This is a genomic window from Pseudonocardia sp. CA-142604, from assembly GCF_050948475.1.
GTDB classification, from domain to species: domain Bacteria; phylum Actinomycetota; class Actinomycetes; order Mycobacteriales; family Pseudonocardiaceae; genus Pseudonocardia; species Pseudonocardia alaniniphila.
The window spans coordinates 6,785,750-6,811,942 of sequence record NZ_CP192045.1 but is presented as its reverse complement, the minus strand read 5'-3'; the positions used below and the strand labels follow the sequence as shown (position 1 = coordinate 6,811,942).

The 26,193-nt window shown below is 67.8% G+C and carries 21 protein-coding genes and 2 pseudogenes; 14 read left to right on the top strand and 9 right to left on the bottom strand.

Going from position 1 to position 26,193, the window contains the following annotated elements:
• Positions 1 to 193: 193 nt before the first annotated feature.
• Together ACQPZQ_RS30830 and ACQPZQ_RS30825 are read right to left on the bottom strand one after the other, a co-directional pair.
• On the bottom strand, positions 194 to 1,054 hold the full coding sequence (locus ACQPZQ_RS30830; protein ID WP_433299430.1) for an LLM class F420-dependent oxidoreductase: 861 nt from the start codon (positions 1,052 to 1,054) through the stop codon (positions 194 to 196).
• Between the two features lie 562 nt (positions 1,055 to 1,616).
• The gene (locus tag ACQPZQ_RS30825; protein ID WP_433286592.1) at positions 1,617 to 2,828 is read right to left on the bottom strand and encodes an MFS transporter; all 1,212 of its coding nucleotides are present in this window, start codon (positions 2,826 to 2,828) and stop codon (positions 1,617 to 1,619) included.
• A 567-nt stretch (positions 2,829 to 3,395) separates the two neighbouring features.
• Between ACQPZQ_RS30825 and ACQPZQ_RS30820 the strand changes: the two genes are divergently transcribed.
• The gene (locus ACQPZQ_RS30820; protein WP_433286589.1) at positions 3,396 to 4,031 is read left to right on the top strand and encodes a thiamine phosphate synthase; all 636 of its coding nucleotides are present in this window, start codon (positions 3,396 to 3,398) and stop codon (positions 4,029 to 4,031) included.
• A 93-nt stretch (positions 4,032 to 4,124) separates the two neighbouring features.
• Here ACQPZQ_RS30820 and ACQPZQ_RS30815 read toward each other — a convergent pair whose 3' ends face one another.
• A complete protein-coding gene (locus ACQPZQ_RS30815) occupies positions 4,125 to 4,994 on the bottom strand; it encodes an alpha/beta fold hydrolase (protein WP_433286587.1) in 870 nt (289 codons plus the stop codon).
• A gap of 152 nt (positions 4,995 to 5,146) precedes the next feature.
• Here ACQPZQ_RS30815 and ACQPZQ_RS30810 point away from each other — a divergent pair, with 152 nt between their 5' ends.
• Positions 5,147 to 5,332 (top strand): hypothetical protein, encoded by a 186-nt coding sequence (locus ACQPZQ_RS30810; RefSeq protein WP_433286586.1) that lies wholly within the window; start codon positions 5,147 to 5,149, stop codon positions 5,330 to 5,332.
• Positions 5,329 to 6,714, top strand: coding sequence for an amidohydrolase family protein (locus ACQPZQ_RS30805; RefSeq protein WP_433286584.1), 1,386 nt, complete (start codon positions 5,329 to 5,331; stop codon positions 6,712 to 6,714). Before ACQPZQ_RS30810 ends, ACQPZQ_RS30805 begins: the two co-directional genes overlap by 4 nt.
• A 15-nt stretch (positions 6,715 to 6,729) precedes the next feature.
• On the opposite strand, the gene ACQPZQ_RS30800 is transcribed toward ACQPZQ_RS30805, so the two are convergent.
• Positions 6,730 to 7,749 (bottom strand): GlxA family transcriptional regulator, encoded by a 1,020-nt coding sequence (locus ACQPZQ_RS30800; protein WP_433286582.1) that lies wholly within the window; start codon positions 7,747 to 7,749, stop codon positions 6,730 to 6,732.
• A 443-nt stretch (positions 7,750 to 8,192) separates the two neighbouring features.
• On the opposite strand from ACQPZQ_RS30800, the gene ACQPZQ_RS30795 reads away from it, so the two are divergent.
• The 7 genes and pseudogenes from ACQPZQ_RS30795 to ACQPZQ_RS30765 all read left to right on the top strand — a co-directional run bounded on the left by ACQPZQ_RS30795 (position 8,193) and on the right by ACQPZQ_RS30765 (position 14,820).
• Positions 8,193 to 9,089 (top strand): polysaccharide deacetylase family protein, encoded by an 897-nt coding sequence (locus tag ACQPZQ_RS30795; RefSeq protein ID WP_433286580.1) that lies wholly within the window; start codon positions 8,193 to 8,195, stop codon positions 9,087 to 9,089.
• A gap of 350 nt (positions 9,090 to 9,439) precedes the next feature.
• Positions 9,440 to 11,275 carry an asparagine synthase (glutamine-hydrolyzing) gene (gene asnB / locus ACQPZQ_RS30790; protein WP_433299428.1) on the top strand — a complete coding sequence of 612 codons (1,836 nt, stop codon included), beginning with the start codon at positions 9,440 to 9,442 and terminating at the stop codon, positions 11,273 to 11,275.
• Between the two features lie 62 nt (positions 11,276 to 11,337).
• On the top strand, positions 11,338 to 12,696 hold the full coding sequence (locus ACQPZQ_RS30785; RefSeq protein WP_433286578.1) for a UbiD family decarboxylase: 1,359 nt from the start codon (positions 11,338 to 11,340) through the stop codon (positions 12,694 to 12,696).
• On the top strand, positions 12,696 to 13,265 hold the full coding sequence (locus ACQPZQ_RS30780; RefSeq protein WP_433286576.1) for a UbiX family flavin prenyltransferase: 570 nt from the start codon (positions 12,696 to 12,698) through the stop codon (positions 13,263 to 13,265). Before ACQPZQ_RS30785 ends, ACQPZQ_RS30780 begins: the two co-directional genes overlap by 1 nt.
• A 32-nt stretch (positions 13,266 to 13,297) precedes the next feature.
• A pseudogene (locus ACQPZQ_RS30775) lies at positions 13,298 to 13,426 on the top strand (NAD(P)-binding protein); the annotation flags it as partial.
• Between the two features lie 29 nt (positions 13,427 to 13,455).
• Positions 13,456 to 14,169: pseudogene (locus ACQPZQ_RS30770) on the top strand (GMC family oxidoreductase); the annotation flags it as partial.
• A 150-nt stretch (positions 14,170 to 14,319) separates the two neighbouring features.
• Positions 14,320 to 14,820: a GMC oxidoreductase gene (locus ACQPZQ_RS30765; protein ID WP_433299426.1), complete on the top strand. Its 501-nt coding sequence runs from the start codon at positions 14,320 to 14,322 to the stop codon at positions 14,818 to 14,820.
• 232 nt (positions 14,821 to 15,052) lie between these two features.
• On the opposite strand, the gene ACQPZQ_RS30760 is transcribed toward ACQPZQ_RS30765, so the two are convergent.
• The 3 genes from ACQPZQ_RS30760 to ACQPZQ_RS30750 all read right to left on the bottom strand — a co-directional run bounded on the left by ACQPZQ_RS30760 (position 15,053) and on the right by ACQPZQ_RS30750 (position 19,186).
• A complete protein-coding gene (locus tag ACQPZQ_RS30760; protein WP_433286574.1) occupies positions 15,053 to 16,114 on the bottom strand; it encodes a GlxA family transcriptional regulator in 1,062 nt (353 codons plus the stop codon).
• 190 nt (positions 16,115 to 16,304) lie between these two features.
• Positions 16,305 to 17,777, bottom strand: coding sequence for an MFS transporter (locus ACQPZQ_RS30755; RefSeq protein ID WP_433286571.1), 1,473 nt, complete (start codon positions 17,775 to 17,777; stop codon positions 16,305 to 16,307).
• A complete protein-coding gene (locus ACQPZQ_RS30750; RefSeq protein ID WP_433286569.1) occupies positions 17,774 to 19,186 on the bottom strand; it encodes an FAD/NAD(P)-binding protein in 1,413 nt (470 codons plus the stop codon). The genes ACQPZQ_RS30755 and ACQPZQ_RS30750 overlap by 4 nt, the downstream gene beginning before the upstream one ends.
• Before the next feature lie 421 nt (positions 19,187 to 19,607).
• Between ACQPZQ_RS30750 and ACQPZQ_RS30745 the strand changes: the two genes are divergently transcribed.
• Entirely contained in the window at positions 19,608 to 20,450 is an 843-nt protein-coding gene (locus ACQPZQ_RS30745) for an MBL fold metallo-hydrolase (RefSeq protein WP_433286567.1), read from the top strand.
• A 22-nt stretch (positions 20,451 to 20,472) separates the two neighbouring features.
• Here the strand turns inward: ACQPZQ_RS30745 and ACQPZQ_RS30740 are convergent, their stop codons facing one another.
• Both ACQPZQ_RS30740 and ACQPZQ_RS30735 read right to left on the bottom strand, forming a co-directional pair.
• Positions 20,473 to 21,426 carry an alpha/beta fold hydrolase gene (locus tag ACQPZQ_RS30740; RefSeq protein WP_433286564.1) on the bottom strand — a complete coding sequence of 318 codons (954 nt, stop codon included), beginning with the start codon at positions 21,424 to 21,426 and terminating at the stop codon, positions 20,473 to 20,475.
• 394 nt (positions 21,427 to 21,820) lie between these two features.
• On the bottom strand, positions 21,821 to 23,227 hold the full coding sequence (locus ACQPZQ_RS30735) for an LLM class flavin-dependent oxidoreductase (protein WP_433286562.1): 1,407 nt from the start codon (positions 23,225 to 23,227) through the stop codon (positions 21,821 to 21,823).
• Between the two features lie 210 nt (positions 23,228 to 23,437).
• Here ACQPZQ_RS30735 and ACQPZQ_RS30730 point away from each other — a divergent pair, with 210 nt between their 5' ends.
• The 3 genes from ACQPZQ_RS30730 (at position 23,438) to ACQPZQ_RS30720 (ending at position 26,148) form a co-directional block, all read left to right on the top strand.
• On the top strand, positions 23,438 to 24,808 hold the full coding sequence (locus ACQPZQ_RS30730) for an APC family permease (protein ID WP_433286560.1): 1,371 nt from the start codon (positions 23,438 to 23,440) through the stop codon (positions 24,806 to 24,808).
• A gap of 919 nt (positions 24,809 to 25,727) precedes the next feature.
• Positions 25,728 to 26,018 (top strand): hypothetical protein, encoded by a 291-nt coding sequence (locus tag ACQPZQ_RS30725; RefSeq protein ID WP_433286558.1) that lies wholly within the window; start codon positions 25,728 to 25,730, stop codon positions 26,016 to 26,018.
• A 7-nt stretch (positions 26,019 to 26,025) separates the two neighbouring features.
• Positions 26,026 to 26,148 carry a hypothetical protein gene (locus tag ACQPZQ_RS30720; RefSeq protein WP_433286556.1) on the top strand — a complete coding sequence of 41 codons (123 nt, stop codon included), beginning with the start codon at positions 26,026 to 26,028 and terminating at the stop codon, positions 26,146 to 26,148.
• The last annotated feature ends 45 nt before the right edge of the window (positions 26,149 to 26,193 follow it).

Here is a 26,193-nt window from a genome sequence, read left to right as displayed (position 1 = left end):
CCACGGTCCGGGTTCGCGATCGGTCGCCTTCTACAACCGGCGGCGGGAGCCTGCGGGTATCGGGCGGCTCAGGCAGCTTGGACCACGCCGCGCAGCGAACCAAGGACCGCTTTCGTTCAAGGAGCAACTCGTGCGGCAACCGCGCGAGGGCGTTATGGAGCCGTAGAGCTGCGGGGCCGCGGTCCTGACACCACTACGGCTCCACAGTTCGGTTCAAGCCGGAGTCTTGGATTGCTTTTGCTAGTGGTTCCAGCACGCTCGCGTCCAGGGGTGGTCGCAAGTAGATGATCGCCAGTTCCAGACCTTCTTCGCCGAAGGCGGCCGCCTTGTCCATCACCCTCCGGCAGTCGCGCTCGGCGTCGAGCCAGATGTGCGCCGACAGCCTGATCTCTCTGGGGTCACGGCCGATGTCCGCGCAGTGGCCGGCGAGTACGTCGCGTTTTCGTGCGAACTCTTCCGGGGTGCCGATGACGAAGTTCCAGTGGTCGGCGTACTTCGCGGTGATCCGCAGCGTGCGCTTCTCGCCGCTGCCGCCCATGCATATCGGCGGGTGCGGTCGCTGCGGCCCCTTGGGCTCGTTACGCGCCGACTGCAGTCGATAGAACCGACCGTCGAAATCGGTGACCTCCTGGCTGAGGAGCCCGATCAGAACCTGGCACGCCTCCTCGAAGCGATCCATGCGGTCTTTCACCGTGCCGAGCTCGATTCCGTACGCGCTGGATTCTCGTTCGTTCCAGCCTGCGCCGATACCCAACTCGAGGCGACCGTTCGAGATGATGTCGAGGGCTGACACCATGTTGGCGAGAACCGCGGGGTGGCGGTAGTGGATCCCGGTGACCAAGGTGCCCAGCCGCAGGCGATTCGTGGCCTGGGCCAGCGCGGTCAGCGTGGTCCAGCCTTCCATGCACGGCCCTGACGAATCGCCTTCGATGGGATAGAAGTGGTCGAAGGTCCATCCCGACTCGTAGACGTCGATGTCGTCGGCTGCCCGCCACATCGACAGCATGTCGGGCCACGTCGTGTTCTGTGGTGAGGTCTTGAAAGCGAATCGCATGGTCTTCCTTGTGCCTCGCTGTGAATCATTGCTTTTCGGGTCGGCGCGGGGAGTCAGGCGGGCCGACCCCGTGCCGGGAGCGCGTCTTCCGTTGAGTTGCAGCTCCATGTTTACGAGCGTAGACCGCAGTGTCCGGCGAAGTCTACGGACGTATATGTGAGTCTCGACGTCACCGCCGACCGCGCGGCGTTCACCGGCGCGAGGCTGTCACCTGCGCCATCCTGCGGGATACCACGCGAATCGACGGGTGGAGGCAAGGCCGAAGGCGCGCGGAAGGGTCCGGGGGGCCTGCGGCTCCGCTGCGGTGGGATCACAGCGGGTCCAGGGGCCGCAGCACCGCGACCTTCTCGGCGTGTTCGCGTTGGACGATCGCCGCCTGCTCCACCATCTCCGCAGCGCGGAAGGTGCAGGCCTTCGCTGGGCGCATGGCCCACGCACTCGTCGCGCAGCGGGTCGACGGGCATCACCGTGACGTACGCCGGCGGCGGGCAGGCCGGATCGGTGACGCGTGCCGGTGCTGCGTACACCGGGACGTGGGTGCGCTGCCGCCGGCGCGATCGCTTCAGGAGGTGCAGTTTTCCGACTGTGCCGGAGTCACGGCCGCCGGTGCGGTCTCGGCTCGCGCGCCGACCTCGGTGGCGGGCCACATCCTGGCCATCGCGGCGACGAGGACGAGGCTGATCACCGCGAGCCCGGCCGCGAGGAACCCGACCCCTGGCAGCCCGGCGCCGTCGAGCGCGACGCCGCCGAGCCCGGCCCCCACGACGATCCCGATGTTGAAGCCGGACACCACGAACGAGACCACGAGGTCACCGGCCTGTCCGCCGGCGCTGTAGAGAGCGGCCTGCGCCGCGGGAACGAACGACCACGCCGCGATCTGCCAGACCGCGACCAGCACGATGGCACCTGCGGGCGTTCGGAAGGCGGGCAGCAGGGCGAACAGGGATGCCGTCGTGATCGCGGCGGTGACGAGCACTGTCGCCCGCGGCCACCGGTCCGCGCCCCGTCCGCCGAGCACATTGCCGCAAACGGCGCCGAGTCCGGCGATGAACAGCACCACGGTGACCAGGCCTCCGTGGACACCAGCGCGGTTCTCCAGCATCGGGACGAGGTACGTGTAGGCGGTGAACGAGGCCGCCCAGAACAGCGCGACCGCCGCGAGCCCCACCAGGACGGGGCGGGCGAGCAGGGCGGTCGAGCGCTCGCGGAGCGGCGGGCCGTTGTCTGCTCCCAGGGTGGGCACCGTGAACAGGACGAGCGCCAGTCCGACAACGGCCAGAGCCGCGATCGCGGCCAACGGCACCCGCCATCCGGCGTGTTGACCGAGCAGGGTGCTCGCGGGCACGCCGAGGGCGGTCGCTGTGGTCACTCCCGAGACGACGGTGGCCATCGCCGCGGCCCGGTTGGCGGGTCCGGCCAGGCGTGCGGCGACTGCCAGCGCGGTGGCGATGTAGAGCCCGAACGATGCGCCCGTGAGGACCCGTGACGCCAGGAGGACCGTGAAGTCGGGCGCGGTCGCGGCCATGAGGTGAGCGGCCACGAAGACGGCGAGCGAACCGATCAGGACGCGCCGCCGATCAACGCGCGCGAAGGCGGCGGCCAGGACCGGAACGCCGACGGCGAACGCCACCGCGTTGACGCTCACAAGCTGCCCGGCTGCGGCCTCCGTGACCCCGGTGTCGGCCGCGATCTGGGGCAGCAGGCCTACAACGATGAACTCGGTGCTCCCCACTGCGAACGCGCCCACGAACAGGGCGAGCTTCCACCATCTCACGCGCAGCTCCAAGTCGACTCGGGAGTTCGGTGCAGAAACGTACGAATGCGGCATCCTCGATCTCGTGCGGTCGAGGTAGCTCCAGGTGATCTCAAGGGCGATCGTTCCGCCGTCAATTCCCGACACTTTGTCGGTGAGCAGCGGAGCGGCGTCGACGAGAAGGATTGCCTGATTGTGCTTCGTTCGCGGCGCTGCGACGCGGCGCTGAGTTTGTGCTGCCTTATACGTGTAAGGGTTGGCGCTCACGTTACGCTCGGCGATCCCACGGGCCAAAGACATGTGCAATGGTTCATAGATCGGCGCCCTCGCCGCCCGCGGCCGAACCGGGGAGACAGACAGCGAGGCTTCGGTCTATCCCGTCGTGCGTAGGCAGCCTGCTGAAGACCGCAGGCAGCGCGGTCTCGGCGTGTCCGTCGGTGCGGCCGCCGTGTCGTCGGCGAGCCGGAGCCGATGTCCGACATCACCGCAGGTGGGCCGATATGAGTGCGTCCGTGCGTGCGTCTACTCACCTCGGCATGTGGTGGGGCTGGCCACCGCGGCGGTCGTGGCGCAGCGTGGAAGGCGGAGGTGCCGGAAGTGGTGGATCAGCGATCGGACGGCCTCGACGCCCTCTCCAGAACGGCCGCGCGACTTCGCCCATGGGTCGGGACGAGCGACCCGCTACCTCGCCTGCTGTTCTTCACCGATCCGGTGCGTACCCCTCAGCCGGAGGCCGTCGCCGAGCGCCTGCCGACGGGGGCGGGGATCGTCTACCGGCCCTTCGGCACGTCCGACGCCGTTGCGCGCGGTCTCCGCCTCGCTGAGATCGCCCGCCGCCGAGGGCTCGTCCTGCTGGCAGGCGCCGATCCTGCCCTCGCCGAAACGATCGAGGCCGATGGACTGCACCTGCCCCAACGCCTGGTCGCGACCGGCCCGACCCTCCGCGCGTCACATCCGACCTGGCGTCTCACCGCCGCCGCGCACGACGCGATGGCCGTCCACGCGGCCGAGCGCTGCGGTGCCGAGGCGGTCGTGGTCTCGCCGGTGTTTCCCAGCAACAGCCCCTCGGCCGCAAGCCCGCTGGGCGTTGCCGCTGCGGGCGAAATCGCGAAGGAAAGCGTCCTGCCCGTATACGCACTGGGTGGCGTCAACGCGAAAACCGCCGACGCCCTGATCGGCGCGGGCGTCTATGGCCTGGCGGCGATCGAAGCCTTCGTCGCCTGAGCGACACCGGAAATCAGACCCCGATGCCGTTTCCGGCGTCACGCGCTGCGCGGACTTCTGCTCGTGATCCGTGAAGCCCGAACCGCCGATGGTTCAGCCCTGGCCGTGCAGGTCGATGAGTCGGGCGAACTCCGCTGGTGCCTCGAGAGGCGTGAAGTGGCCGATGCCGTCAACGGGGTGCAGGTGGACGTCGGCGAAGAACTCGTCGAGCCGGTCGGACCAGGCGCGAGGGAACAGTGGGTCGAGCTCCGGCCACAGCACATGGGTGGGCCGGCTGATTCGATGGGCGCGGTCGGGCGGTGTCTCGGCCAGACTGCGCGCCACGTAGCCCGGCCCGACGCGGTACCAGTTCGTGGAGGCCTCGAAGGCGCCGGGGCGCGCGTAGTCGTCGACGAGCCGCTCGAACTCGGGCTCGTCGACGACGAAGCCGGGTGCCGACCAGTGTCCCCAGCAGTAGTGCAGGTAGTCGTGCACCTTGTCGCGCTGGCCGTCGATGAACCGGACGCTGAGCGGTGACCGGTGCAAGTAGAGGTACCACAACTCGGGAACGATGTCGGGAGCGAGCCACCGCTCGCCGATTCCGGGCAGCGGTGGGGAGAGCACCAGACCCCCGACCTTGTCGGGATGCTCCGTTGCCAGTGTCTGCGCGACGCGGCTGCCGACGTCGTATCCGCCGATGATGGGCGCGCCGAGACCGAGTTGGTCGATCAGCCCGGCGACGCTGCGTGCTTGAGCGGACGGGCCGTAGTAGGTGTCCGGATCGACGAAGTGCCGATCGGAGGCGCCGAAACCGCGCAGGTCGGGAACGACCACGCGGTATCGGTTGGCCAGCAGCGGCACCACCGCCCGGTAGTCGTGCGAGTCGCCCGGCCAACCGTGCAGCAGCACGACAGATGCTGCGTCGGGGGGCCCGGTGTCGTGGTAGGCGATGGTGAACGAGTCGACAGGTTGTGAGCGATGCATGCGTGGGTGTCCTGTTAATGGGTCAACGATTTCGAGGAACGCCTCATCTTCCCTCGGGATGTAGGTCGACGCGCGTCGGCCGACGTCGGATGGCGCGGCGGGGCGAGGGATATGTGCCACGCCTGGCCGGAACCGATCGAAAATGATCTCGAATGTTGCTCACGGCATGCCGGAGGTGTGGGGCATTCTCAAGGCATGAGTACGTCGTCAGCGCTCGCGTGCCGATCAATGCTCTACCTTTACTGCAGGCTGAAGTCGTGGCGCAGGAATACCGCGACGATCCGCCCGGCGATTGCAACACGATGACCATTTGTGCTGCGATCGAGGTGGAGCAGTGAGTGCGCTGCTGATCCGGTCCGCCACCTTGTTGACCATGAACCCGGCTCGGGACGTCATTGCCGACGGTGCTGTGCTGGTCGATGAGGGGCGCATCGCCTACGTCGGTCCCGCGGTCGATGCCCCCGTCGACCACGATGCAGAGGTGATCGACGCCACCGGGAAGGTGGTGATGCCCGGGCTCGTCAATTGCCACACACACTTGTGTATGACCTTGGGGCGCACCATCGGCGTGGAGCAGCGGCTGCTCGACTGGCTCGAGATCGGGATGGCGCTGATGCGCGCGACCGACCAGGATGCGCTCTATTTCGCCGTGCTGCTCGGCTGTCTCGAGAACCTCCGTAATGGCAACACCACGCTCGTCGAGAACTTCTTCTTTCCGCGCCGGTCGAAAGAGGTGCCCGAGGAAACGGCATTCCGAGCCATGTGCGACAGCGGCGTGCGCGCGACCTTGGCCCGTGGCTATCAGGCGCGCAACCAGGCCGCAGATTTCGTCGAGTCGATCGACGAGCAGGATCGGGCCGTCGCTGACCTCGCAGCACGCTGGCATGGTGCGGAGAACGGCCGGCTGCGCCTGTCGCTCGGACCGCTGCTGCCCTGGGTCGTCGACGTGGAGGAGCTGCGACGTTCGCGCGCGCTCGCCGATCGGTTCGGGCTAGGGATGCACATGCATGTCGCCGAGTCTCCGGCGTTCAACCGGATGATCGCCCGGCATCATCCGCAGCCATGGCGAAATGTCGAGCTGCTGCACCTGGCCGGCTGCCTCGGTCCAGCCACGCAGGCCGCGGCGGTGTCCGACATCTCCGACGCCGAGATCGAGCTGCTCGCCGAGAGCCGCACGCCCGTCGTGTTCGATCCACAGACGCGCCTTTTCTGGGGCACCGGATTCCCGTCGATCAAGCCGTTCCTCGATGCCGGCCTGACCTGCGGTCTAGGCACCAACGGGCCGGCCGCGAACTGTGGACAAGACCTGTTCGAGTCCATGAAGTACGCCTGCGCCACGGCGAAGACGGCGACCGACGACCCGACCGCTCTCGGGCGCAGACGCGTGCTGGCGATGGCGACCATCGAGGGGGCGCGGGCAATAGGGCTCGACCATGAGATCGGGTCGCTCGAAGTCGGCAAACGCGCAGATCTGATCACCATCGACCTGTCGCAGCCGCATCTCACGCCGGCGGCAGATCTCGAGGCGGCGCTGGTGTACAGCGCACGCGGAAGCGACGTGCGTGACGTCGTCGTGGACGGCAGGCTGCTCTTGCGAGACCGGCGTGTTCAGCAGCTCGACGAGGCCGATCTGCTGCGCGACGCTGCCATTGCCGCTGCTCGCAGCATGCGCGCCGCTGACCTCGACCCGGTCCACATCACCGCGCAGGCGCAGATCTGATACGCACCTGATGCCTTACTCGGAGCGGCACGCCGGCGGCTCGTCGACTGATCGAGGGCAGCTGTGGGGAGACCTTCTCGCACGAAACGTGGTGCGGTAGTCTTGTGCACTCATCCCGACGATCCGACGGAATGCCGGACGCAGTGAGACAGCAGCGGCGAAGCCGACCTGTCGTGCGATGACGTCGACCGGCAGCTCGGTGCTCTCCAGCAGCCGTTGAGCCCGCAGGATCCGCTGGTGCAGCAACCACTGCAGGGGCGAGATTCCGGTCAACGCACGGAACTTCCGGTCGAACGTCCGTCGGCTCAGGTGCGCCCGATCGGCCAACGTCTCGACGTCGAATGCCTCGTCGAGATGTTCCAGGGCATATGCCATCACCTTGCCGAGCGCGTCATTCGCCGGCACGCCCGGGATCGGCTGCTCCAGGTACTGTGCCTGCTCCCCGGTTCGCTGCGGCGGCACGATCATCAGACGGGCGATCGCCGTCGCTGCTTCCGCCCCCCAGAGCCGGCGTACGACGTGCAGACAGGCGTCGAGTCCTGCGGCCGTGCCGGCACTGGTGACGATGTCGCCGTCGTCCTCGTACAGCACCGTCGAGTCGACGGTGACATTCGGATACATCGCCGCCAGCGATGGCGCGTAGTACCAGTGCATCGCGGCTCGCCGTCCGTCGAGCAACCCGGCTGCAGCCAGGACGAACGCTCCCATGCAGAGCCCCACGATCAGGGCACTGTCCTGGTGCGCCTCCCTCAGCGCTCGCAGCAACGGATCCGGCGGGCGTTCCTTGGCGTCCCGCCACGACGGGATGATGACGATCCCGGCCTTCTCCAGTGCCTCGAGACCGTTCGGTGCATGGAGCCGGATGCCACCAGTGGTGGCGAGCACGCCTTGATCTGCGGCAACCGGCAGGAGGGTGAACCGCGGCGCGCCGAACGATGTGCGATCGACGCCGAAGACGCTGACGGGCACCGACATTTCGAACATGGATGCTCGGTCGAACATCACCACCGCGATGGTGGCTTTGTCACGAGTCACCGGATCCTCCGAACATCGCGAGCTGGAGTGGCTCGATCCACACCCGGCACACCACTATGCCCGAACCTTGTGTTATCGCGCTCGAACAGCAAGGGAAGCGGTGCTCGACGCGAATTCGATCTGCCGTGAGTGACTGTCGTGCGGGCTGATAGGCGATCGTTGTCGACCACGCTGTTCGCCGGCGGTCCTGTCTTCCGCTCGGGCGAGCGGCGTCCGCCGGTTGGGGTAGAACGGGCCGAGATTGATCGATACGTGGCCTCCGCATATGTCACGACGGCAGGTGCGGGCCCCGTATAGTCCGCTCATCAGCTGTGGCACAGACGGATTCAGCGGCGTTCACCGGCCGCTACGAGCCCTCCTGGGCTTACTCCGAGATTGTTGGCTTACTCCACTATTCTGGCCGAACCTTTGCTCGCTCTACTTCTTCTACACCGGAGAGATCCATGACGAACGACGAGCCGTTCTGGCCGAACAACGCTCGCTTGGCAGTCAGCTTCTCGTTGATGTTCGAAGGCGGAGGGCAACCCATCTCCGGGGCCGGCGGTGTCATTCCTGATCCCGTCGAGCACGACCTTCCCGACATGCCGACCAACGGCGTCTTCCAGTACGGAATCTACGAGGGAACCCCGCGTCTTCTCGACCTGATGGACAGGTACAACGTCAAGTTGAGCGCCTTCATGATCGGCCAGGCGGTCGACAAGGCTCCGGACCTGGCACAGGAGGTCGTCCGTCGTGGACACGAAGCGGCGGCCCACGGCCGGACGTGGGAGCCGAGCTACAACTTGGATCCTGAGGCTGAGCGTCGCTTCATCGCGGATAACGTCGCAAGCGTCGAGCGGGCGACCGGGCAGACGCCCAAGGGCTGGAGTGCGTACTGGGTGCGCAACAGTGTCAACACCCTGGACATCCTCCAGGGCCTCGGTTTCACCTATCATCTCGACGAGCCCAGCCGGGACGAACCGTTCATCGTGCCGCTGAAACACGGCGACTTCGTGACCGTCCCCTACACCTTTCATATGAACGATATTGTCTCGTTTCCCTTCGATGGTTGGAATCCAGCTGCCTACGAGCAGGCCCTGCGAGACGAGTTCGACCAGCTGTACGAGGAGGGCGCTACCCGCCGTCGGATGATGGTGATCAGCCTGCACGACCGTATCTCGGGCCACGCCAACCGCGTGCGTGTCTTGGACCGCTTCCTGGCCTACGCCACGAGCAAGCCTGCGGTGTGGTTCGCACGCAAGGACGAGATCGCCGACTGGGCGCTGGAGGCTCGCGACGGCACGCCGGTACTCGACCGGGGCCCGGCGAACGTCCACGGCCTTCCGGGGCCGGCGGCATAGATCACGACGAGGCAGAAGCGGTCCCTGCGTGGACTGCTTGCAGAGTGGAATCCCTTCTCGAGGTATCGGGCACTGAGCCGTGCTGGCTGGAATTCAGCGCACTCCGGCTGATTCGAGCTGCGCGCAATCACATCGGCTGACCTCCTCGGTCCTCATGTGCGAGAGATGGCTCACCATCGATCCATCGACGATGGCGGCACGCGAGATGTGGCGTACGTTGGCGTTTGTTGCTCGTGTTTCCGCCGTAGGCAATAGGATGCAGCGGTTTGCGGCAAAGTCGCGGTAGACGTACCCGCGCGACATTCTCTGCCGCGTCTCTCATGTCCTCGTTCATAGACTTGGGGGTTTCCGTGTGTGGAATCGTGGGTTGGGTGGCGTTCGGTGCCGATCTGCGCAACGAGTTGGACATCGTCGATGCGATGGCCGACACGATGGCATGTCGAGGCCCTGATGATCGGGGCACCTGGCTGAGCGACCACGCTGCTCTCGGGCACAGGCGCCTGTCCGTCATCGACCTGGCGGGCGGTCGGCAACCGATGGTCGAAGAAACTGCCGACGGCACGTTGGTGCTCGTCTACTCAGGCGAGGCTTACAATTTTCGAGAGCTGCGTGATGCGCTCGTCGCTCGGGGCCACTGTTTCGAGACTCATTCGGACACCGAGGTCGTGTTGCGCGCCTACCTGGAATGGGGTAGTGCGGTGGCCGAACGCCTGAACGGAATGTATGCGTTCGCCGTGTGGGATGCCCGAGTCGGACAGCTCGTCATGGTCCGCGATCGGCTGGGAGTCAAGCCGCTCTACTACTACGAGACCGCTGACGGTGTGCTGTTCGGGTCGGAGCCGAAGGCGATCCTCGCCAACCCGCTTGCCGAGCATGTTGTGGGTCTGGACGGATTACGGGACATGTTCAGCCAGGCGAAGTCGCCCGATATGGCCGTGTGGGACGGCATGCGTGAGGTCGAGCCCGGATGCGTGGTCACCGTGCAGCGAAATGGCACCCGGGCCGTGCGCTACTGGAGCGTGCCCACTCGGGAGCACACCGATTCGCGAGACGCCACCGTCATCCACGTCCGGGAGCTGCTCGAGGACATCGTCGCCCGGCAATTGGTGTCGGACGTGCCGCGCTGCACCCTGCTGTCGGGCGGGCTCGACTCGTCCGTCATCACCGAGATCGCCGCTGCCCAGCTGGCGCGTGAAGGCGAGACCGTCCGCAGTTTCTCCGTCGACTACGCCGGCCAGACGGAGCGCTTCGTCGCCGACGCCGCTCGCGATGCTCCGGACACCCCGTTCGCGCACGCGGTTTCCGCCCACGCCGGCACCGAGCATCAGGACATCCTGCTGGATCCCGACGCGCTGACCGACCTCGAGGTCCGAGCCGCAGTCGTGCGGTCCCGAGACATCCCGCAGGGGCTCGGCGACATGGACACCTCGATGTACCTGCTGTTCAGGGAGGTCCGGGCCCGTTCGACGGTTGCGCTGTCCGGCGAGTCGGCCGACGAGATCTTCGGTGGCTATCGCGAGTTCTTCAGTCGAGAGGCGCAGCAGGCCCGCACCTTTCCCTGGTTGACCGACGTGACACCCATGAGGGGCCTCGATGCCGAAACCCTCGACCCCGGTCTGCGGACCGCACTGGAGTTACCCGACTACGTTCAGGACACCTACGACACTGCGGTCGCAGCCGTTCCGCGTCTGGACGGCGATGATGATCACGACTATCGAATGCGCCAGATGAGCCATCTCTACCTGACCCGATTCCTTCGCCTGCTGCTGGATCGGAAGGACCGGCTGTCCATGGCGGCCGGTTTGGAGGTGCGGGTTCCGTTCTGTGATCACCGGCTGGTCGAGTACGTCTACAACGTCCCGTGGCCGCTCAAGACCTATGACGGCAGGGAGAAGTCTCTGCTGCGAGGGGCAGCGGCTGACCTTCTGCCCAGCTCGGTGCTGGGGCGCACGAAGGCGAACTACCCGGCCACCCAAGATCCGACCTACGTGACCAAGCTTCGCGGAATCTGTCGCGACTACGTCGTCGGCTCGAGGCATCCGGTTGTCGAACTGGTCGACCGTGAATGGTTGACCAATGCGGTAGTGGATGACGGACCGGCGCGTCCGAGCGTCCGCCGCAGCCTGGAACGGACCATTGACCTTGCCATCTGGCTCGACCTGTACAACCCGACGCTGAAAATCTGATCATTCGAATTCGCGTGGTTGTCAGGTGGTGAGCACCCTGTCAAAACGAGGACGGTCTGGTGATGAGCGATCTGCGGTCGTGGCTTGATCTGCTCGAGTTGCGCGGCGATCTCACACGCCTCGCGGCGTCCATCGAGCCTGATCAGGAGGTCGCCGCGGTGCTCGAACGCGCCGACGGCGCCGTGGCAGTTCTGTTCGAGGACGTGGTCGGTGCCCGGTTCCCCCTGGTCGGCAACACGATCCCGACGTACGAACACCTCGGGCTCGCGCTCAACTGCGAACCCGGAGAGGTGGCCGGCCGCTTCGCCGCCGCACTGGATCGGCCCAGCGCCTGCCCGCAGGTCGACGCCGCTGATGCACCGGTGCTGACGAACCGGTTCGACGGCGAGGCGTTGCTCTCGGTGCTGCCGCTGGTGCGACAGCACGAGCACGACGCGGGCCGTTACCTGACGTCGGCGCTGCTGGCGGCACGCGACCCGGCGGAGGGCCGGATGAACCTGTCGATCAACAGGATGCTGGCCGCCGGTGAGCGTGAGCTGCGGGTATTGGTGCTGCCTGGTCGGCTACGACGCATCCTCGCCGAAGCCGAGGCGGCCGGCCAGGACCTCGACGTCGCACTTGTCATCGGAGTGCATCCAGTGCTCGTGCTGGCCAGCCAGGCTCCCGCAGAACGCGGCCTCGACGACTATGCGGTGGCAGGCGCGCTCGCCCCCACACCGATCGAGCTGGTGCCCGCTCCGACCGTGGACGCACTGGTCCCGGCCCGCGCCGAGGTCGTGCTGGAGGGCCGATTCCGGGCCGGGCGACGCGCGGACGAAGGCCCGTTCGGCGAGTACCCGCACACCTACGGGCCTGCAGCGCCTGCACCGGTCATCGAGCTGATGGACGGGTGGCACCGCGAGAACGCGCTGTGCCAGACGATCCTTTCCGGCGGGCGCGAGCATCTGTACGCAGGCGGTGTTCCGCGCGAGGCGCTGTGCACCCGTGCGCTGCGCGGGGCCGGTCTGGATGTCGTGGGGCTGCGGTTGCCGGAATCGGGCTCGTGCCGGTTGACGGCGGTGGTTGCGCTTCGCAACCGGGCGCCGGGTGCGGTCACCACCGCGATCCTGACGCTCTTCCTCACATCGGAGACGATCAAGCAGGTCACGGTCGTCGACGACGACATCGATGTGCTCGACGACGAGCAGGTCGCGTGGGCGGTCGCCACGCGGGTGCAGGCCGACCGCGATCTGCTCGTCGTCCCGAACGCCAAAGGTAGCAGCCTCGATCCGTCCGCGCAGGGCGCGGTGACGGCCAAGCTCGGTATCGACGCCACCGTGCCCGTGGACCCCACGGTGGACGGCGAGAGGTACCGGCGAATGCGCGTCGAGCCGGGTGACCCCGCGCGTGTGCGGGCCCACCTCGCCGCGTTGGGACTCTGATGTCCTGCGTACGCCGGATCGTGGTGGCCATCACCGGTGCCTCGGGAGCGATCTATGGGGTTCGGGCAGTGGAATTGCTGCACGGGATTCCCGGCATCGAGACACATCTGGTGCTCACGAAAACCGCACGAAGGATGCTGGAACTCGAGACGGATCGCAGCCCCGCGGACCTGCGCTCACTCGCGGACGTCGTGCACTCCGACGGCGAAATCGGCGCCTCTGTTTCGTCCGGCTCGTTCCGGTTCGACGGCATGCTCGTGGCCCCCTGCAGCGTGAAGGCGCTCTCGGGCATCGCCAACAGCTTTGACGCCTCCCTCGTGATCCGCGCGGCCGACGTTGCCCTGAAGGAACGACGCCGGCTCGTGCTGCTACTCCGCGAGACGCCCCTGCACGCGGGACACATCCGGTTGATCGCCGAGGTCACAGCCGCAGGGGCGATCGTCATGCCGCCGGTGCCCGCCTTCTACACCCGGCCCGCAGGCGTGGCCGACATCGTCGACCACAGCGTCGGACGCGCACTCGACCTATTCGACATCGACGCCGGTGTGGTGCAGCGCTGGACTCAGTAGTTCCGGAAAAGAGATCTGCATGGAGATCGTTGATGAAGAGTCCTTCACAACCGTACGACTTCGTGATCGTGGGTGCCGGTACAGCGGGTTGCGTGCTGGCCTCGCGGCTGAGTGAGGACCCGGGGAAGCGGGTGTTGGTGGTGGAGGCGGGGAGCCGGGATCCGCTGCCCGCTGCTGCCGATCCGCGAGCGTGGCGAACGCTGGCGGGATCCTCGATGGACTGGGGCGATGTCTCGCTGGAGGTGCCCGGCGCTCCGCGGGTGCGGTTACCGCGCGGGCGCGCTCTCGGCGGTCCTCGGCGATCAATGCGCTGTCCTTCATCCGCGGCCACAGGGCGAGCTACGACGCGTGGGTCACCGCCGGGGCGGAAGGCTGGGGTTTCGAGGATCTGTTGCCGTTCTTCAAACGCAGCGAGCATGTGGAGGGCCGGGATCCCACCCTGCGGGGCCGTGGAGGCCCGGTGCGGCTGTGGACGAACTCTGCGCCGCACCCGCTGTCGCAGGTCGCGCTGGAGGCGGCACGGCAGGTCGGCCACCGTGTGGTGGACGACATCGACAGCGGCGTCGAGGAAGGGTTCGGCTGGGCGGAGTTCACGATCGTCGACGGCTAGCGCCTGAGTGCAGCTGATGCCTACCTGCTGCCGGTACTGGAGCGTCCCAACCTCGATGTCGTCACCGACGCTCTGGTACACCGGCTGGTCGTCAGGGGCGGGCGCTGCACTGGTGTCGAGTACGCAATCGGCTCCGAGCTCGTCGCTGTGGAGTGCAGCCAGGAGGTTCTCGTGGCCGCCGGTGCGATCGGCTCGCCCCAGCTGCTGCTGCGCTCGGGCGTCGGCCCGCGGGCCCATCTGCGTGAGCTCGGGATCGGGGTGCTCGCCGACCTTCCGGGGGTGGGCGTGAACCTGCACGACCATCCCATCACCGGCGTCGTCCACCATGCTCGGCAGCCCGTCGTCACGACGCTGGGCAACGGCGGGGGCGAGGCCAAGGGCACGATCCGCACCAGCCCCGGCGTTCCGTGGCCGGACGTGCAGCTGTTCTGCGCGATCGCGCCGATGCTCGGAGACACGGTCCCCGGCCCCGGGCGCGGCGCGGGATACACGCTCGTGGTCTCCGTCGTGGCCCCGTTCAGCCGCGGATCCGTGCGCCTGTCGAGCGCCGCCCCGGACACCGCTCCTCTGATCGACCCGGGCTACTACACCGACGGCCGCGACCTCGATGCCGCCGTCGCCGGGCTGCGCGCCGCGCGCGAGCTGGGCAATGCACCCGCCTTCGCGCCGTGGCGAGGCCAGGAGGCTCAGCCCGGTGCCGACGTGCAGGACGACAGTGCCTTGCGCGCCTACGTGCGTCGAAGCGCCCACACCTACTTCCACTACGCAGGCACCTGCCGCATGGGCACGGACGACGACGCCGTCGTCGACACGGATCTCCGGGTGCGCGGGGTCGACGGACTGCGTGTCATCGACGCCTCGGTCATGCCGTCCCCGGTCAACGCCAATACCAACGCCACCGTCTACGGCATCGCCGAACGCGCCGCACAGATCCTGCGCACCTGATCAGCGCCCGACACGGAGCATGAGCGCGCGGCGCTGTGGAGTCGGCGCTCAGCGTGCCCGGTTGCCCGGAAGATGGCCTTGCTGACGTTGTCGCCAGCGGGTGGGTGCCTGACGGACCGACCCCTCGACTGCTCCGATCCGCGCCGGCGCCCGCGAGGCGATGCTCAACAAGGCAAGGCCACCATCCCGACAACCAGGTTCAGCGCCGTGTTTCTTCAGGAGGCCGCTGGCATCAGGGCCCTGGTGACGGAGCGCGATCCTCTACGCGATCCGCGGCGCAGCAACTGTCCTGCGGGTGATTGTGAGTTTGCCTCGGCCACCTGTGGTTGGTTTCTTTCGCTCGGAAGGTGGTGCGGTAGTCCTGCGGGCTGACGCCGACGATCCGGCGAAATGCCGGACGTAGGGAAACTGCGGCGGAGAAGCCGACCTGTCGAGCGATGGCGTCGACTGACAGGCCGGTGTGTTCGAGTAATTGTTGCGCGCGCAGGATGCGTTGGTGGAGCAGCCATTGGAGGGGGGAGATGCCGGTCGCTGCCCGAAACTGTCGGTCGAATGTGCGCCGGCTGAGGTGTGCCCGCGCGGCAAGGGCTTCGACGTCGAGGGTCTCGTCGAGGTGCTCGAGGGCGTAGGTCATCACTTTGCCGAGGTCGTCATCCGTGGCGATGTCGGGGACGGGCTGGCGGATGTATTGGGCCTGCCCTCCGCTTCGGTGGGGCGGCACGACCATTCGGCGGGCGATGGCCGTGGCGGCATCCGCTCCCCAGAACCGGCGCACGACGTGCAGGCAGGCGTCGAGCCCGGCGGCGGTGCCGGCGCTGGTGACGACGTCACCGTCGTCCTCGTAGAGGACTGTCGGGTCGACGGTGACCTGCGGACACGTGGCTGCGAGGACCGGGGCGTGATACCAGTGGGTCGCTGCGCGTCGGCCGTCGAGCAGCCCGGCGGCTGCCAGGACGAACGCGCCCATGCACAGGCCCACGATCAGCGCACCGTCGTCGTGCGCCTCTTGCAGCGCCCGCAGCGTGGGTTCTGGCGGGCGTTCTCTGGAGTTGCGCCACGAGGGGACGATCACGATGCCGGCGTGCTGCAGTGCTTCCAGACCGTTGGGGACCTGGAGGCGGATGCCGCCAGTGGTGGTGAGCAGACCGGGCTCCCCGTGTACCGAAAGGAGGTTGAACCGAGGTGCTCCGTTGGTCGTGCGATCGACCCCGAAGACACTGATCGGCACAGACATCTCGAACATGGGTGCCCCGTCGAACATCACCACTGCGATAGTGGCTCGGTCGCGAGTCATCGAGTCCTCCGAACATCATTTCGCCCGAGCGAGGCTCGGTCCGCACCAGCCAACTATGCCCTTTTCAGGACTTCTCGACCGCAACGGCGGGAGTTGCCAGGATCGAAACAGAAGATCACGCCGCAACGAGCCTGCCGGGCTGGTGATGCGCGCGACCGAGGTCGTTGTACTCGTTGCACGTCCGCAATTACTACTCCGCTCGTACGGTCAGCGGATCCAGGTGGCCAGAACGGCCGTTGCGCGGCTCGTCGAACACCTGGACGGTGCGCAGTGCCCAGCGGCCCGTGGTCGACAACCCGACCACGAACAGCCCCAGTCCGGTCGCGGCCATGATCAACCAGCCGAGATGCGCCGCTGCGACGAAGCCCGTCGACACCGGCCCGACGATCCGCGCGGTCACCACCGAGCCGAGCACCGCCACGCCCAGGGTCGCGCCCACCTGCCGTCCCGCGGACGCCACGGCCGCCGCGACTCCGGCCTGCGACGGAGGCATCCCCGAGACGGCCCCGTTGGTGATCGCAGGGTTGATGAATCCGAAGCCGAGCCCGAACACGGCATAGGCGCCGGCTACCTGCCAGAGTGGCGAGTGCTCGGTCAGCTGCGCGAGCAGGAACGAGCTCACGGCCATCGCCAGGGATCCGACCGTGACGGGAATGCGTGGATGGTTGCCTCCGACTCGCCCCGACACGGGGGCCAGCAGCGCGATCATGATCGCCGCCGGCAGGGTGAGCAGGCCGGCGGACAGTGGGGAGAACCCTCGCGTCTCCTGCAGGTAGAGCGCATTGAGGAAGAGAAACCCCGCCACGGTGCCGTATGAGCCCACTGCAATGAGTGCGGCACCGCTGAAGGGCGCACTCGCGAAGAAACCTATGTTCAGCAGGGGCTCGTCCGTCCGCCGCTCGTAGCGGACGAACGCGATCGCCGACGCGACCGCCACAACCGCACAGCCGATGATCCACGGCGAGCGGATGCCGAGCTGCGGCGCCTCGATGATCGCGTAGGTCACCGTGGCGAGCAGCGCGATCACCAGCAGCTGCCCGATCGGGTCGAGTGACCGCGCCCGGTCTGCCCGGGACTCCGGCACGAACCGCGCCACGAGCACCACGGCTGTCAACGCGATCGGCGCGTTGATCCAGAACACCGACCGCCAGCCGGCAGCGTCCACCAGCACGCCGCCCAGAACCGGCCCGAGCGCCCAGCTCAGTCCCGCCACGGAACCCCAGATGCCGATGGCCCTGGCCCGCTCACCGCGTTCGCGGAACGTGTTCGTGATGATCGACACCGACGAGGGGTTCAGCATCGACCCGCCCACGGCCTGCAGCATCCGGAACACGATCAGTAGTTGGACGCTCGGGGCGATGCTGCACAGCAGCGACCCCAGGCCGAACAGGACCAGACCGGTCTGGAAGACGCGCTTCCTGCCGATCCGGTCCCCGACGGAACCGGCGAGCAAGAGCAGGCTCGCGAGCACGACGGAGTAGGCGTCGATCACCCACTGCAGGTTCGACACCGAGGCGCCCAGTTCTCGGCCGATCGAGGGCAGGGCGAGGTTGATGATGGTGTTGTCCAGGCCGACGACGAACAGCCCCATGCAGGAGACGGCCAGAATCGCCGACTTGCGACTCCGCCCGAACTCGGTGGCGTTCGTCTTCTGCGTTTTCACTGTCCTGCGGCGGGCATCGCGGTGCGGCTCAGCGCACTGGTGTCGGTGAGGTGTGTGGCGAGTCGGGCGGCCTGGTTCCGGATCTCGGGGACGGACATGGCGTCCCAGGCGGTGGCCCTGCTGGGTGGGCCGAGGGTGTACATGCCCACGACGACCTCGCCGCGGCCGTCGAGGAGCTCACCACTTTCGGTGCAGGCCACGCCGAGGCCGAGTGGGTCCGGCGCGATGGTGCCGCGGTCGAGCAAGGCCCGAAGAAGCGGGTTGGTGGTCATCGTGACGTCGCCGAGGGGACCGGTGCAGTTGACGAGTGCCTCGGCTTCGATCGCGGTGTTGCTCAGATGCACGCGGCAGCGGGTGCCCAGGTCGTCGACGTGGCGGAGCCCGCCGGCGTGGAGGGTGAGCCGTCCGGTGTCGCGGTAGGCGGTGATCCGGGCGGCGATCTGCGGGGCCATCCGGTTGCGGTGCACGTGCCAGGTGTGGACATAGGTGCTGAGGAAACGCCGGCGCTGGGCCTGGTCGAAGCGGCGCCAGATCGACTGGGACTTCGAGCGCAGGCCGTCGACGACAGCGCGCCAGTCGACACCGCTGTCCTGGGCTGCGGCGATCTGGTCGTAGACCAGGTCGGCGACTCCGTCGGCGGTCAGGGGCCCAGGCGGGATCGGGGTGGGCCAGTCGGGCAGTACGTGCTCGAGGTGGGTGCGGGGGAGTTGGCCGTGGCGGCTGACCATTGCCACCCGGCGCTGGGGCGTGTCCTCCAGCAGGGTGATGGCTGCGTCGATGGCGGTGAGGCCGCTGCCGGCGAGGACGACGGTGGCGTCGTCGGACACGTTTGCCAGTGCGTTGAGATCCCAGGGGCCTTGCAGGTGCCACGAGGCGTCGGGGAGCGAGCCTGTTGCGGTGGCCAGCCGGCGGGGAGCGGAGACGCCGTAGGCGAGCACGACGTTTCTGGCCCGAGAGGTCCCGATGTCGGTCGTGATCTCGAAGCCACCTCCGTGGGGCGCGATGTCCTGAACCGTGGCGGCGACGGTGGTCAGTCGGTGGCCGCCGAACTGGGTGATCAGGTCTTGCAGGTAGTTGCCGTAGACCATGCGTGGCAGGAAGTCGGTGGGTGTCCACCCGCGTCCGGCGCGTCGGGCCCAGTTCGCGAAGTGGTCGGGTTCGTCGGGGAATGCGCTCATGATCTGTGCGCGGAGGTTGAGCAGATGCCGGGGATCGGTCGTGCCGTAGGCGACGCCGAGGTGCCGGCGGCGGGGGTCGGGCTCGAACAGTGTGATGCGGAGATCAGGGTCGCTGCTGGTGCGCAGCAGGTGAAGTGCGGTGAGCGTGCCGCTCGCACCTCCGCCGACGATTGCCACAGTCGCCTGCAGGTGGTCCGGATCCTCAGAAGCGATATTCGCGGTGCCACTCACGCTGCACTCCATCTTCCGCGGGCCTGACATTGCACGTCGGGCTCGCAACATCGATTTGTGGTTGCTGCAGCGGGCGACCATGACCGCATGTGAAAAAACAAATGGCGAGCTTCCTACTCGCCCCGACAGGCCGGCGTTACTCCCGATCTGCTGGCGTCAGGTGCACGGTGGTGTTCCCGCCCGTGCCGGCGACGCGCTCATGCCTCGACAGTGCGCCGCGTATCCGGTTCACCGTGAGCGAAATCCAGGCTGACTTTCGATTGATTCCGGCCAGCCGCGACCGGTTCTGCCCCACCCGACGTGATTGACCAGGCCGTCGGTTGGGCACCCTGGCGGCAACGGTTCGACGTGGCCGGAATCGATCGATAATCAGCTGCCCGGCCGCTCACATCCGGCGTCGCGGTCGAGGCAGCATCAAGCTATGACTGTGTCTTCCTCATCGAATCCGCCCGTCATCGCGGACGCCAACGCATCGGTCACGGTCCAACTGGTCGGTGGCCCCACGGCAGTGATCGAAATCGGCGGAATTCGACTGATCACGGATCCCACCTTCGACCCTCCCGGCGACCACCCGGTCGGAGAGCGGAACCTGGTCAAGACGACCGCGCCTGCGGTGCCGGTCGACGACATCGGCCCGGTGGACGTGGTGCTGCTGTCGCATGACGAGCATCCGGACAACCTCGACGACGCCGGACGGCGGTTCCTCGGCGACGTGCCGCTGGTGCTCAGCACCGCAGGCGCGGCCGAGCGACTCGGCGGTGTCACGTGTGAACTGCCGCTGTGGCGCAGCCACGTCCTGCGCCGGCCGGACGGAGGAGAGCTGCGGATCACCGGAGTACCTGCTCAGCACGGGCCTGCGGGCACCGAGCACCTGACCGGAGAGGTCCGTGGGTTCGTTCTGTCGGGCGTCGGGTTGCCCACCGTCTACGTGAGCGGCGACAACGCCTCGCTCGCGGTGGTCCGCGATGTCGCCGATCACGCGGGCCCGGTCGACATCGCGATCATCTTCGGCGGCCACGCACGCAGCCCTGTGATGGACGCCTACCTCACCTTCAGCGCTGACCAGGTCGCCCAGGCAGCCGAGATCCTCGACGCCCCGACGGTGATCCCGATCCATCTCGAGGGTTGGAAGCACCTCACGCAGGAGTCGAGTGCGATCCCTCCGGCTTTCGCGCGGCGGGGTCTGAGCGAGCGGCTGCTCATGCTCGATGCAGGCGAGACCGTCACGGTGGCCGGCAAGCAGCGGCCGCCCGCTGAGGTGTGACGGCCCGGGCCGTCCTCCTCCGTCAGGACGACCGTGCGGCACGTCCTGCCTCTGTCGGAGGCTCACTACCGGTCGGGCTCGACGATTGCAAGCGGCGGCGCAGCGACTGCAGGTCCGATTGCGATGCATTTGTGCTGACGAGGAAATGAGCCAGCAGGTCGGCGAATCGGCGCGGCTGCTCGGTATGCGGAAAATGCCCCGCTCCGTCGAAGATCTCCAGACGGCTGCCGGGCAGCAGATCATGAGCACTCACCGTGTGCTGGAACGGAATGACCGAGTCTTTGTTGCCGCCGATGAGTAGCACCGGAACGTCGGCGAGGAGGTAGAGCCGCTCGAGACCGCCCAGGCGCTGGCCCGACCAATCCAGTGCGCCGCGCACGGTTTGGGCGAAGGCGCCGCGTGCTCCGTCGTCGGTGAAGGAGGCGAATGCGCTGGCCAGGCCGTCGAGGTCCGGTCCGTTGAGCGTCGGCAGGGCGTGCATGGCCCAGTGGACGGCTTTGGCGAGCCAGGGTGGGGTGATGGCGGAGAGCGCGCGGAGGAGCAGGGGGGTGCCGGGGAGCGTTGCGGCGCGCAGGGCGATCGTGACGCCTTGGCCGAGGCCGCCGCTCGCCTCGAGGACCAGGCGTTCGGTCATCTCCGGAAACTGGTGGGCGAACTGCATCGCGACGCCGCCGCCGAAGGAGTGCCCGACGATGGTGGCCTGGTCCAGGCCCAATGTGAGCAGCAGGTCACGCAGTTCGGTCGCGTAGGCGCCCAGCGAGTAGTCCCCCGTGCGGGGTTTCGCGGACTGGCCGTGACCCAGCAGGTCCGGGGCGATGACGTGGGCGTGGCGGCCCAGGAGCGGCAGAACGGATGACCAGGTCCGCGAGCTGCTGGCCAGTCCGTGCAGCAACACGACAACCGGCCCGTCGCCGTCGGCGCCCGCCTCCAGGAAGGTCACCCGCTGGCCGTGCAGCACGATCTCCCGCTGCGTCACGGGCACGGTGAACGCCCGCCGGCCAGGGGCGCCCCGTTGTCGACGTGGGTACAGCGGGCAGGGTGCCGAGATCGTCGACATGGTGGCTCCCGTTCGGGTTCGGCAGCGGCTGCCGGGGTCGCCCTCGCAAGGGAGCCCTCGAATCTGCTGCGGCGGGTTTCCGCAACCGGCCGGCGTGGTGACTACGGGTCCGGTTTGCGAGTCCAGCCCGTTCTCGGTGCTCGCCGCCAGGGCGACCGGTCGGTGGTGGCTGGCGTCATCGCCGATCATGAATACCCGGTCGCGAGGCGCAGGAGTCGCGCTCTCGAAGTGATCCCACCGACATTGCTCGATCAGGTCCGGACGCGTGGGGCTATTTCGCCGGCGCCTGCGTACGGAATCGTTCCGACCACCGTCATCGAGCGGTGTCGCGGAACGCTCCGCGGTGGACGGCGGCCGGGTGGCGCGCGTCGAGCCTGCCGTCGCCGGGCGGTCTGCCGGGTACGTCGGCGAACAGCTTCTCGCGGAAGGTTCCGGCGCGGTACTCGGTCTGTGCCAGCCCACGCTTCTGCAGCTCGGGCAGCAGCCCTTCGATCACCTCGGTGTAGCTGCCCGGGATGACGTGGTTGATGACGTTGATGCCGTCGATTCCCGCGTCCTGCCAGCGTTCGAGCTCGTCGGCGATCTGCTCCGGCGTGCCGACCAGCCGCATCCGCTCGGCGCGGTAACGCACCATGTCCTCGATTGTCGGGTTGCCGCCCGGCACCGAGTCGATGATGGCCTGCAGCACTCCCCGGACGCCCTCGACCTCCAGATCCTTCAACGGCGTGTCGAGCGGGGCGTCCCCGAGATCGACGCCCATGCCGCCGAGCATGTGGGCGGCGAGGCCGTCGGGCGACATGTAGGAGTCGTAGTCGGCCTTCCGCCTGCGGGCCTCGTCCTCCGTGCTGCCCACCACGAACGACAGCCCGGCGAAGAACCGCAGGTCGGACGCCGCGCGGCCGTGCTGCACCGCGAGCCTGCGCACCGTCGTGGTCACCTTCTCCGCGTTGCCGAGCGAGCCGGCGAACATGAAGACGGCCTCGGCATTGCGGGCGGCGAAGGCCATCCCGGCCGGCGACGTGCCGGCCTGGAACAGCACCGGCGTTCGCTGAGGTGATGGCGCCACCAGGTGCGGCCCCTCGACGGAGTACCGCTCGCCCTGATAGTGGATCTTGTGGATCCGGCTGGGGTCGGCGTGGCGGCTTCCTGCCTTGTCGCGCAGCAGCGCGCCGTCGTCCCAACTGCCTTCCCACAGCCGGTAGACGACGTCCACGTACTCGTCCGCCCACTTGTACCGGTCGTCGTGTGGGGTGAGCCCTGGCATCCCGAAGTTGCGGTGGGAGTTCTCCAGCGCCGACGTGACGATGTTCCAGCCGATGCGGCCCTTCGTCAGGTGGTCGAGGGTGCTGGCTCTGCGAGCGAACGTGAACGGGTGCTCCTGGATCACGGAGCTCGTCCACGCCAGGCCGAGGTGTTCGGTCACGGCCCCGAGAGCCGCGATCATCACCGACGGATCGTGGGACGGAATCTGCAGGCCCTCGGTGACGAAGGTGTCCCAGCTCCCGCGGTAGTTGCCGTACAGCCCCACGACGTCGGCGAAGAACATCGCGTCGAACCGGGCCTCCTCCAGTTGCTGTGCGAGGTCGGTCCACAGCGACAGCTCGTCGAAGCGGTGCTGCTGGGCGTCGGGATGGCGCCACTGGCCTTCGAGGATGTGTGACGTGGTGGCCATGACGAACGCGCTGAGCAGCAGCCGTGGCCGACCCGTTGCCGCGCTCACAGCCGCGCGTCCGGCCGTCGGATGGTGAGTGTGCCCGCGAGCTGCACCAGAGCGATCATCACCGGCACGATCATGACAGCTGTCTCGTAGCGGTAATAGCGACCGAGCCGGCGGCGCTCGTGCTCTCCTCATCGGTCTCGATCACGGTTATGCTGCCTCGATTGACCGGATTGGAGGATTGGTCCGGTTGTGGCGGTGGGGGGAATCCGCATGGAACACGCTGATGTCGCAGGTCCCACGGTCGAGGAGCAGCCTGACGGCCGGCTGCGCCGATCACTGAGCCAGCGCCAGCTCGTCCTCATCTGTCTCGGCAACGTGGTGGGCGCAGGCATCTACGGGCTGGTCGGCCAGATGTCGGCGCACGTCGGCGGCGCGATCTGGATCCCCTTCCTGGTGGCATTGGCGCTTGCGATCCTCACCGTGTTCAGCTACGCGGAACTGTCCAGCAAGTACCCCAGGGCAGGCGGCGCCGCCACGTACGTGCACCAGGCGTTCCGCGCGCCGTTCGTGACGTTCATGGTGATGTTCGCGATGGTCGCCTCTGCGGTGAACTCCGCATCGACGCTGTCGTTGGCCGCCGGTGGGTACATCGAGGAGGTGCTCTCCGTCCCGACCCTGGTCACCGCGGTCGTCGTGATCATCGTGCTCGGGACGATCATCGTGCTGGGCGTGTCGCTCTCGGCGCGCTTCAACAGCGTGCTCACCGTGATCGAGCTCGGCGGGCTGGCTCTGGTCATCCTGGCCGCGATCGCGGCGATCATGGTCGGCACCGGCGCGGCGGGCAACCTCGTCGACTTCGCCGCCACCGGCGGCGGAGCCGAGGCCGGTGCGGCTGACGCCTCGGTGATCGCGGCCGTCGTGGCGGCCACGAGCCTGGCCTTCTTCGCGTTCGTCGGGTTCGAGGACGCCGCCAACATGGCGGAGGAGACCAGAAACCCCGCCAGGGCGTGCGCCCGTGCGCTGGTGATCGCCTTGCTGACGGCGGCGGCGCTGTACCTGACCATCGCGGTGCTGGCGTCGGTCGTCGTCGGCGGCGACCAGCTCGCCACGTCATCCGCCCCGCTGCTCGAGGTCCTGCGGCAGAGCCCGCTGGCCGTGCCGGCGGCGCTGTTCACCGTGATCGCCGCGCTCGCCGTCGGCAACGGCGTATTGATCAACCTTCTCTCCGCCTCTCGGATGCTCTACGGCATGGCGGACCAGAAGGTGCTGCATGGAAGCCTGGCTGCGGTGCACTCCACCCGCCACACGCCGTGGATCGCCGCGGTCGCGGTCACCGCGGTCGCCATGATCTTCGTGTTCACCGGCAGGCTGGCCGTGCTCGCGACGACGACCGTTGCGCTACTGCTGATCGTGTTCGCGATGGTGAACGTCTCGGTGCTGGTGCTGCGCCGGGAGCAGGTGGACCACAAGCATTTCCGCGCCCCGACCGCTCTGCCGGTTCTGGGAGCGCTGGTCTGCGTCGCGCTGCTGACCCAGCAGGAGGTCGAGGTCCTGCTGCGAGTCGTCGTGGTGCTGCTCGTCGGCGTCGCGTTGTGGGCGGTCAACCGCGTGGCGATTCGCCGCACGGCGGCGCTGCGCTAGACGTCGACCGCACACCTGCAGGCCACCGCAGAAGTGACCGGACTTTCCACACGTACCCTCTTCACCCCTCAGGATGTCCTCCACCACCGTTTCCGGGGCTGTCGTGCGCGCCGCGCTGTGCCTGCGCATGTCGCTGGCCATTACTGCAATTTCTATCGGCTGATCGCCGATGGGAGCCGGTGCCCCATGCCGCGCCCGAGAAGGCTTGTAAGGAGACCTGCGCTCGCAGAAGGGAGGGCGACCGGTGACCGAGCTCAACACCACCAGCAGGTCGGCTCGCCCTCGCCGGGGGAGCGTCCTCATTCGTTACAGAGCGTCGGCGCGTTCAGCCAGGTGACGGAATCTCAGTAATAGGGCGTAACGGACTGGTGCCCCGCGGCGAAAAGCCGGTGCCCCCCAGCGCTCCGCCGTCCCGTCGCTCCGCTCCCCCCCCAGCGGCGACGGCCGGCGCACCCCGAATCGGAGTCCGTGTGAAACGACCGTCCCGTCTTATCCTCGTCACCGCGTCTCTGACGGTGGTCGGGCTTCTTGTCGGAGGCACCGCCTACGCGATGTCCGGCCGCCGCTCAGACACCTACGACGCGTGCGTTAACAACCGGACCGGCGCCATTCGGATGCTGCTCGAAGACTCACGCGACGGCTGCTACACACGGCGCGGGCCGTGGCAGGAGACTCCGATCTCGTGGAGCCGGAATGGCGGCCCTCCCGGGCCTGCCGGGCCCGCCGGTCCCCGCGGACCTCGCGGGCCTGGGGGTTCGGGCGGGAACGGCGAGGGAGACCCGCTCGGGAGCCTCGACGACCTGGCCGGCATGCCGTGCAACACCGACACCGACGAGGAAGGCGTTGTTGAGATCCGGATCAGCCCGCCCAACCAGGGCTCGGTGATCCAGATGATCTGCAAGACCGATGGGACAGTCGATTGGCCGCCGCCTCCGGTGACACGGACGACGACTCCTGTCCCGACGACGCAGCCTCGACCGCCGCGGACGCCGACTCAGCCGCCGCGGACGACGACTCAGCCGCCGCGGACGACGACCCAGGAGCCGCCGCGGACGACCCAGCCGCCGGCACAGCCGCCGACGACTCAGCCTCCGTTCGGGACGTCGGCGCCACCGCTGGCCGCGGCCGTACGATGACCCGAGACAGCGCGAACAGACGACCGATGCGGCTTCACGTGGTCATTCGGCTGCCCGAACCACCGGCGAAATGATGCCCCTGTGACCGAGACAGACGACGAAACGCCGCCCGTCCTCGACCTCATGGTCGAATCCCGCATGTCCCGCGAACGAGCAGAACGGCAACTCGCCTCAGGACTGGTCACCGTCGACGGCAACCCGTGACCGATCCGGCCACCCTGGTCTGCCGCACGGCACGGGTCGTAATCC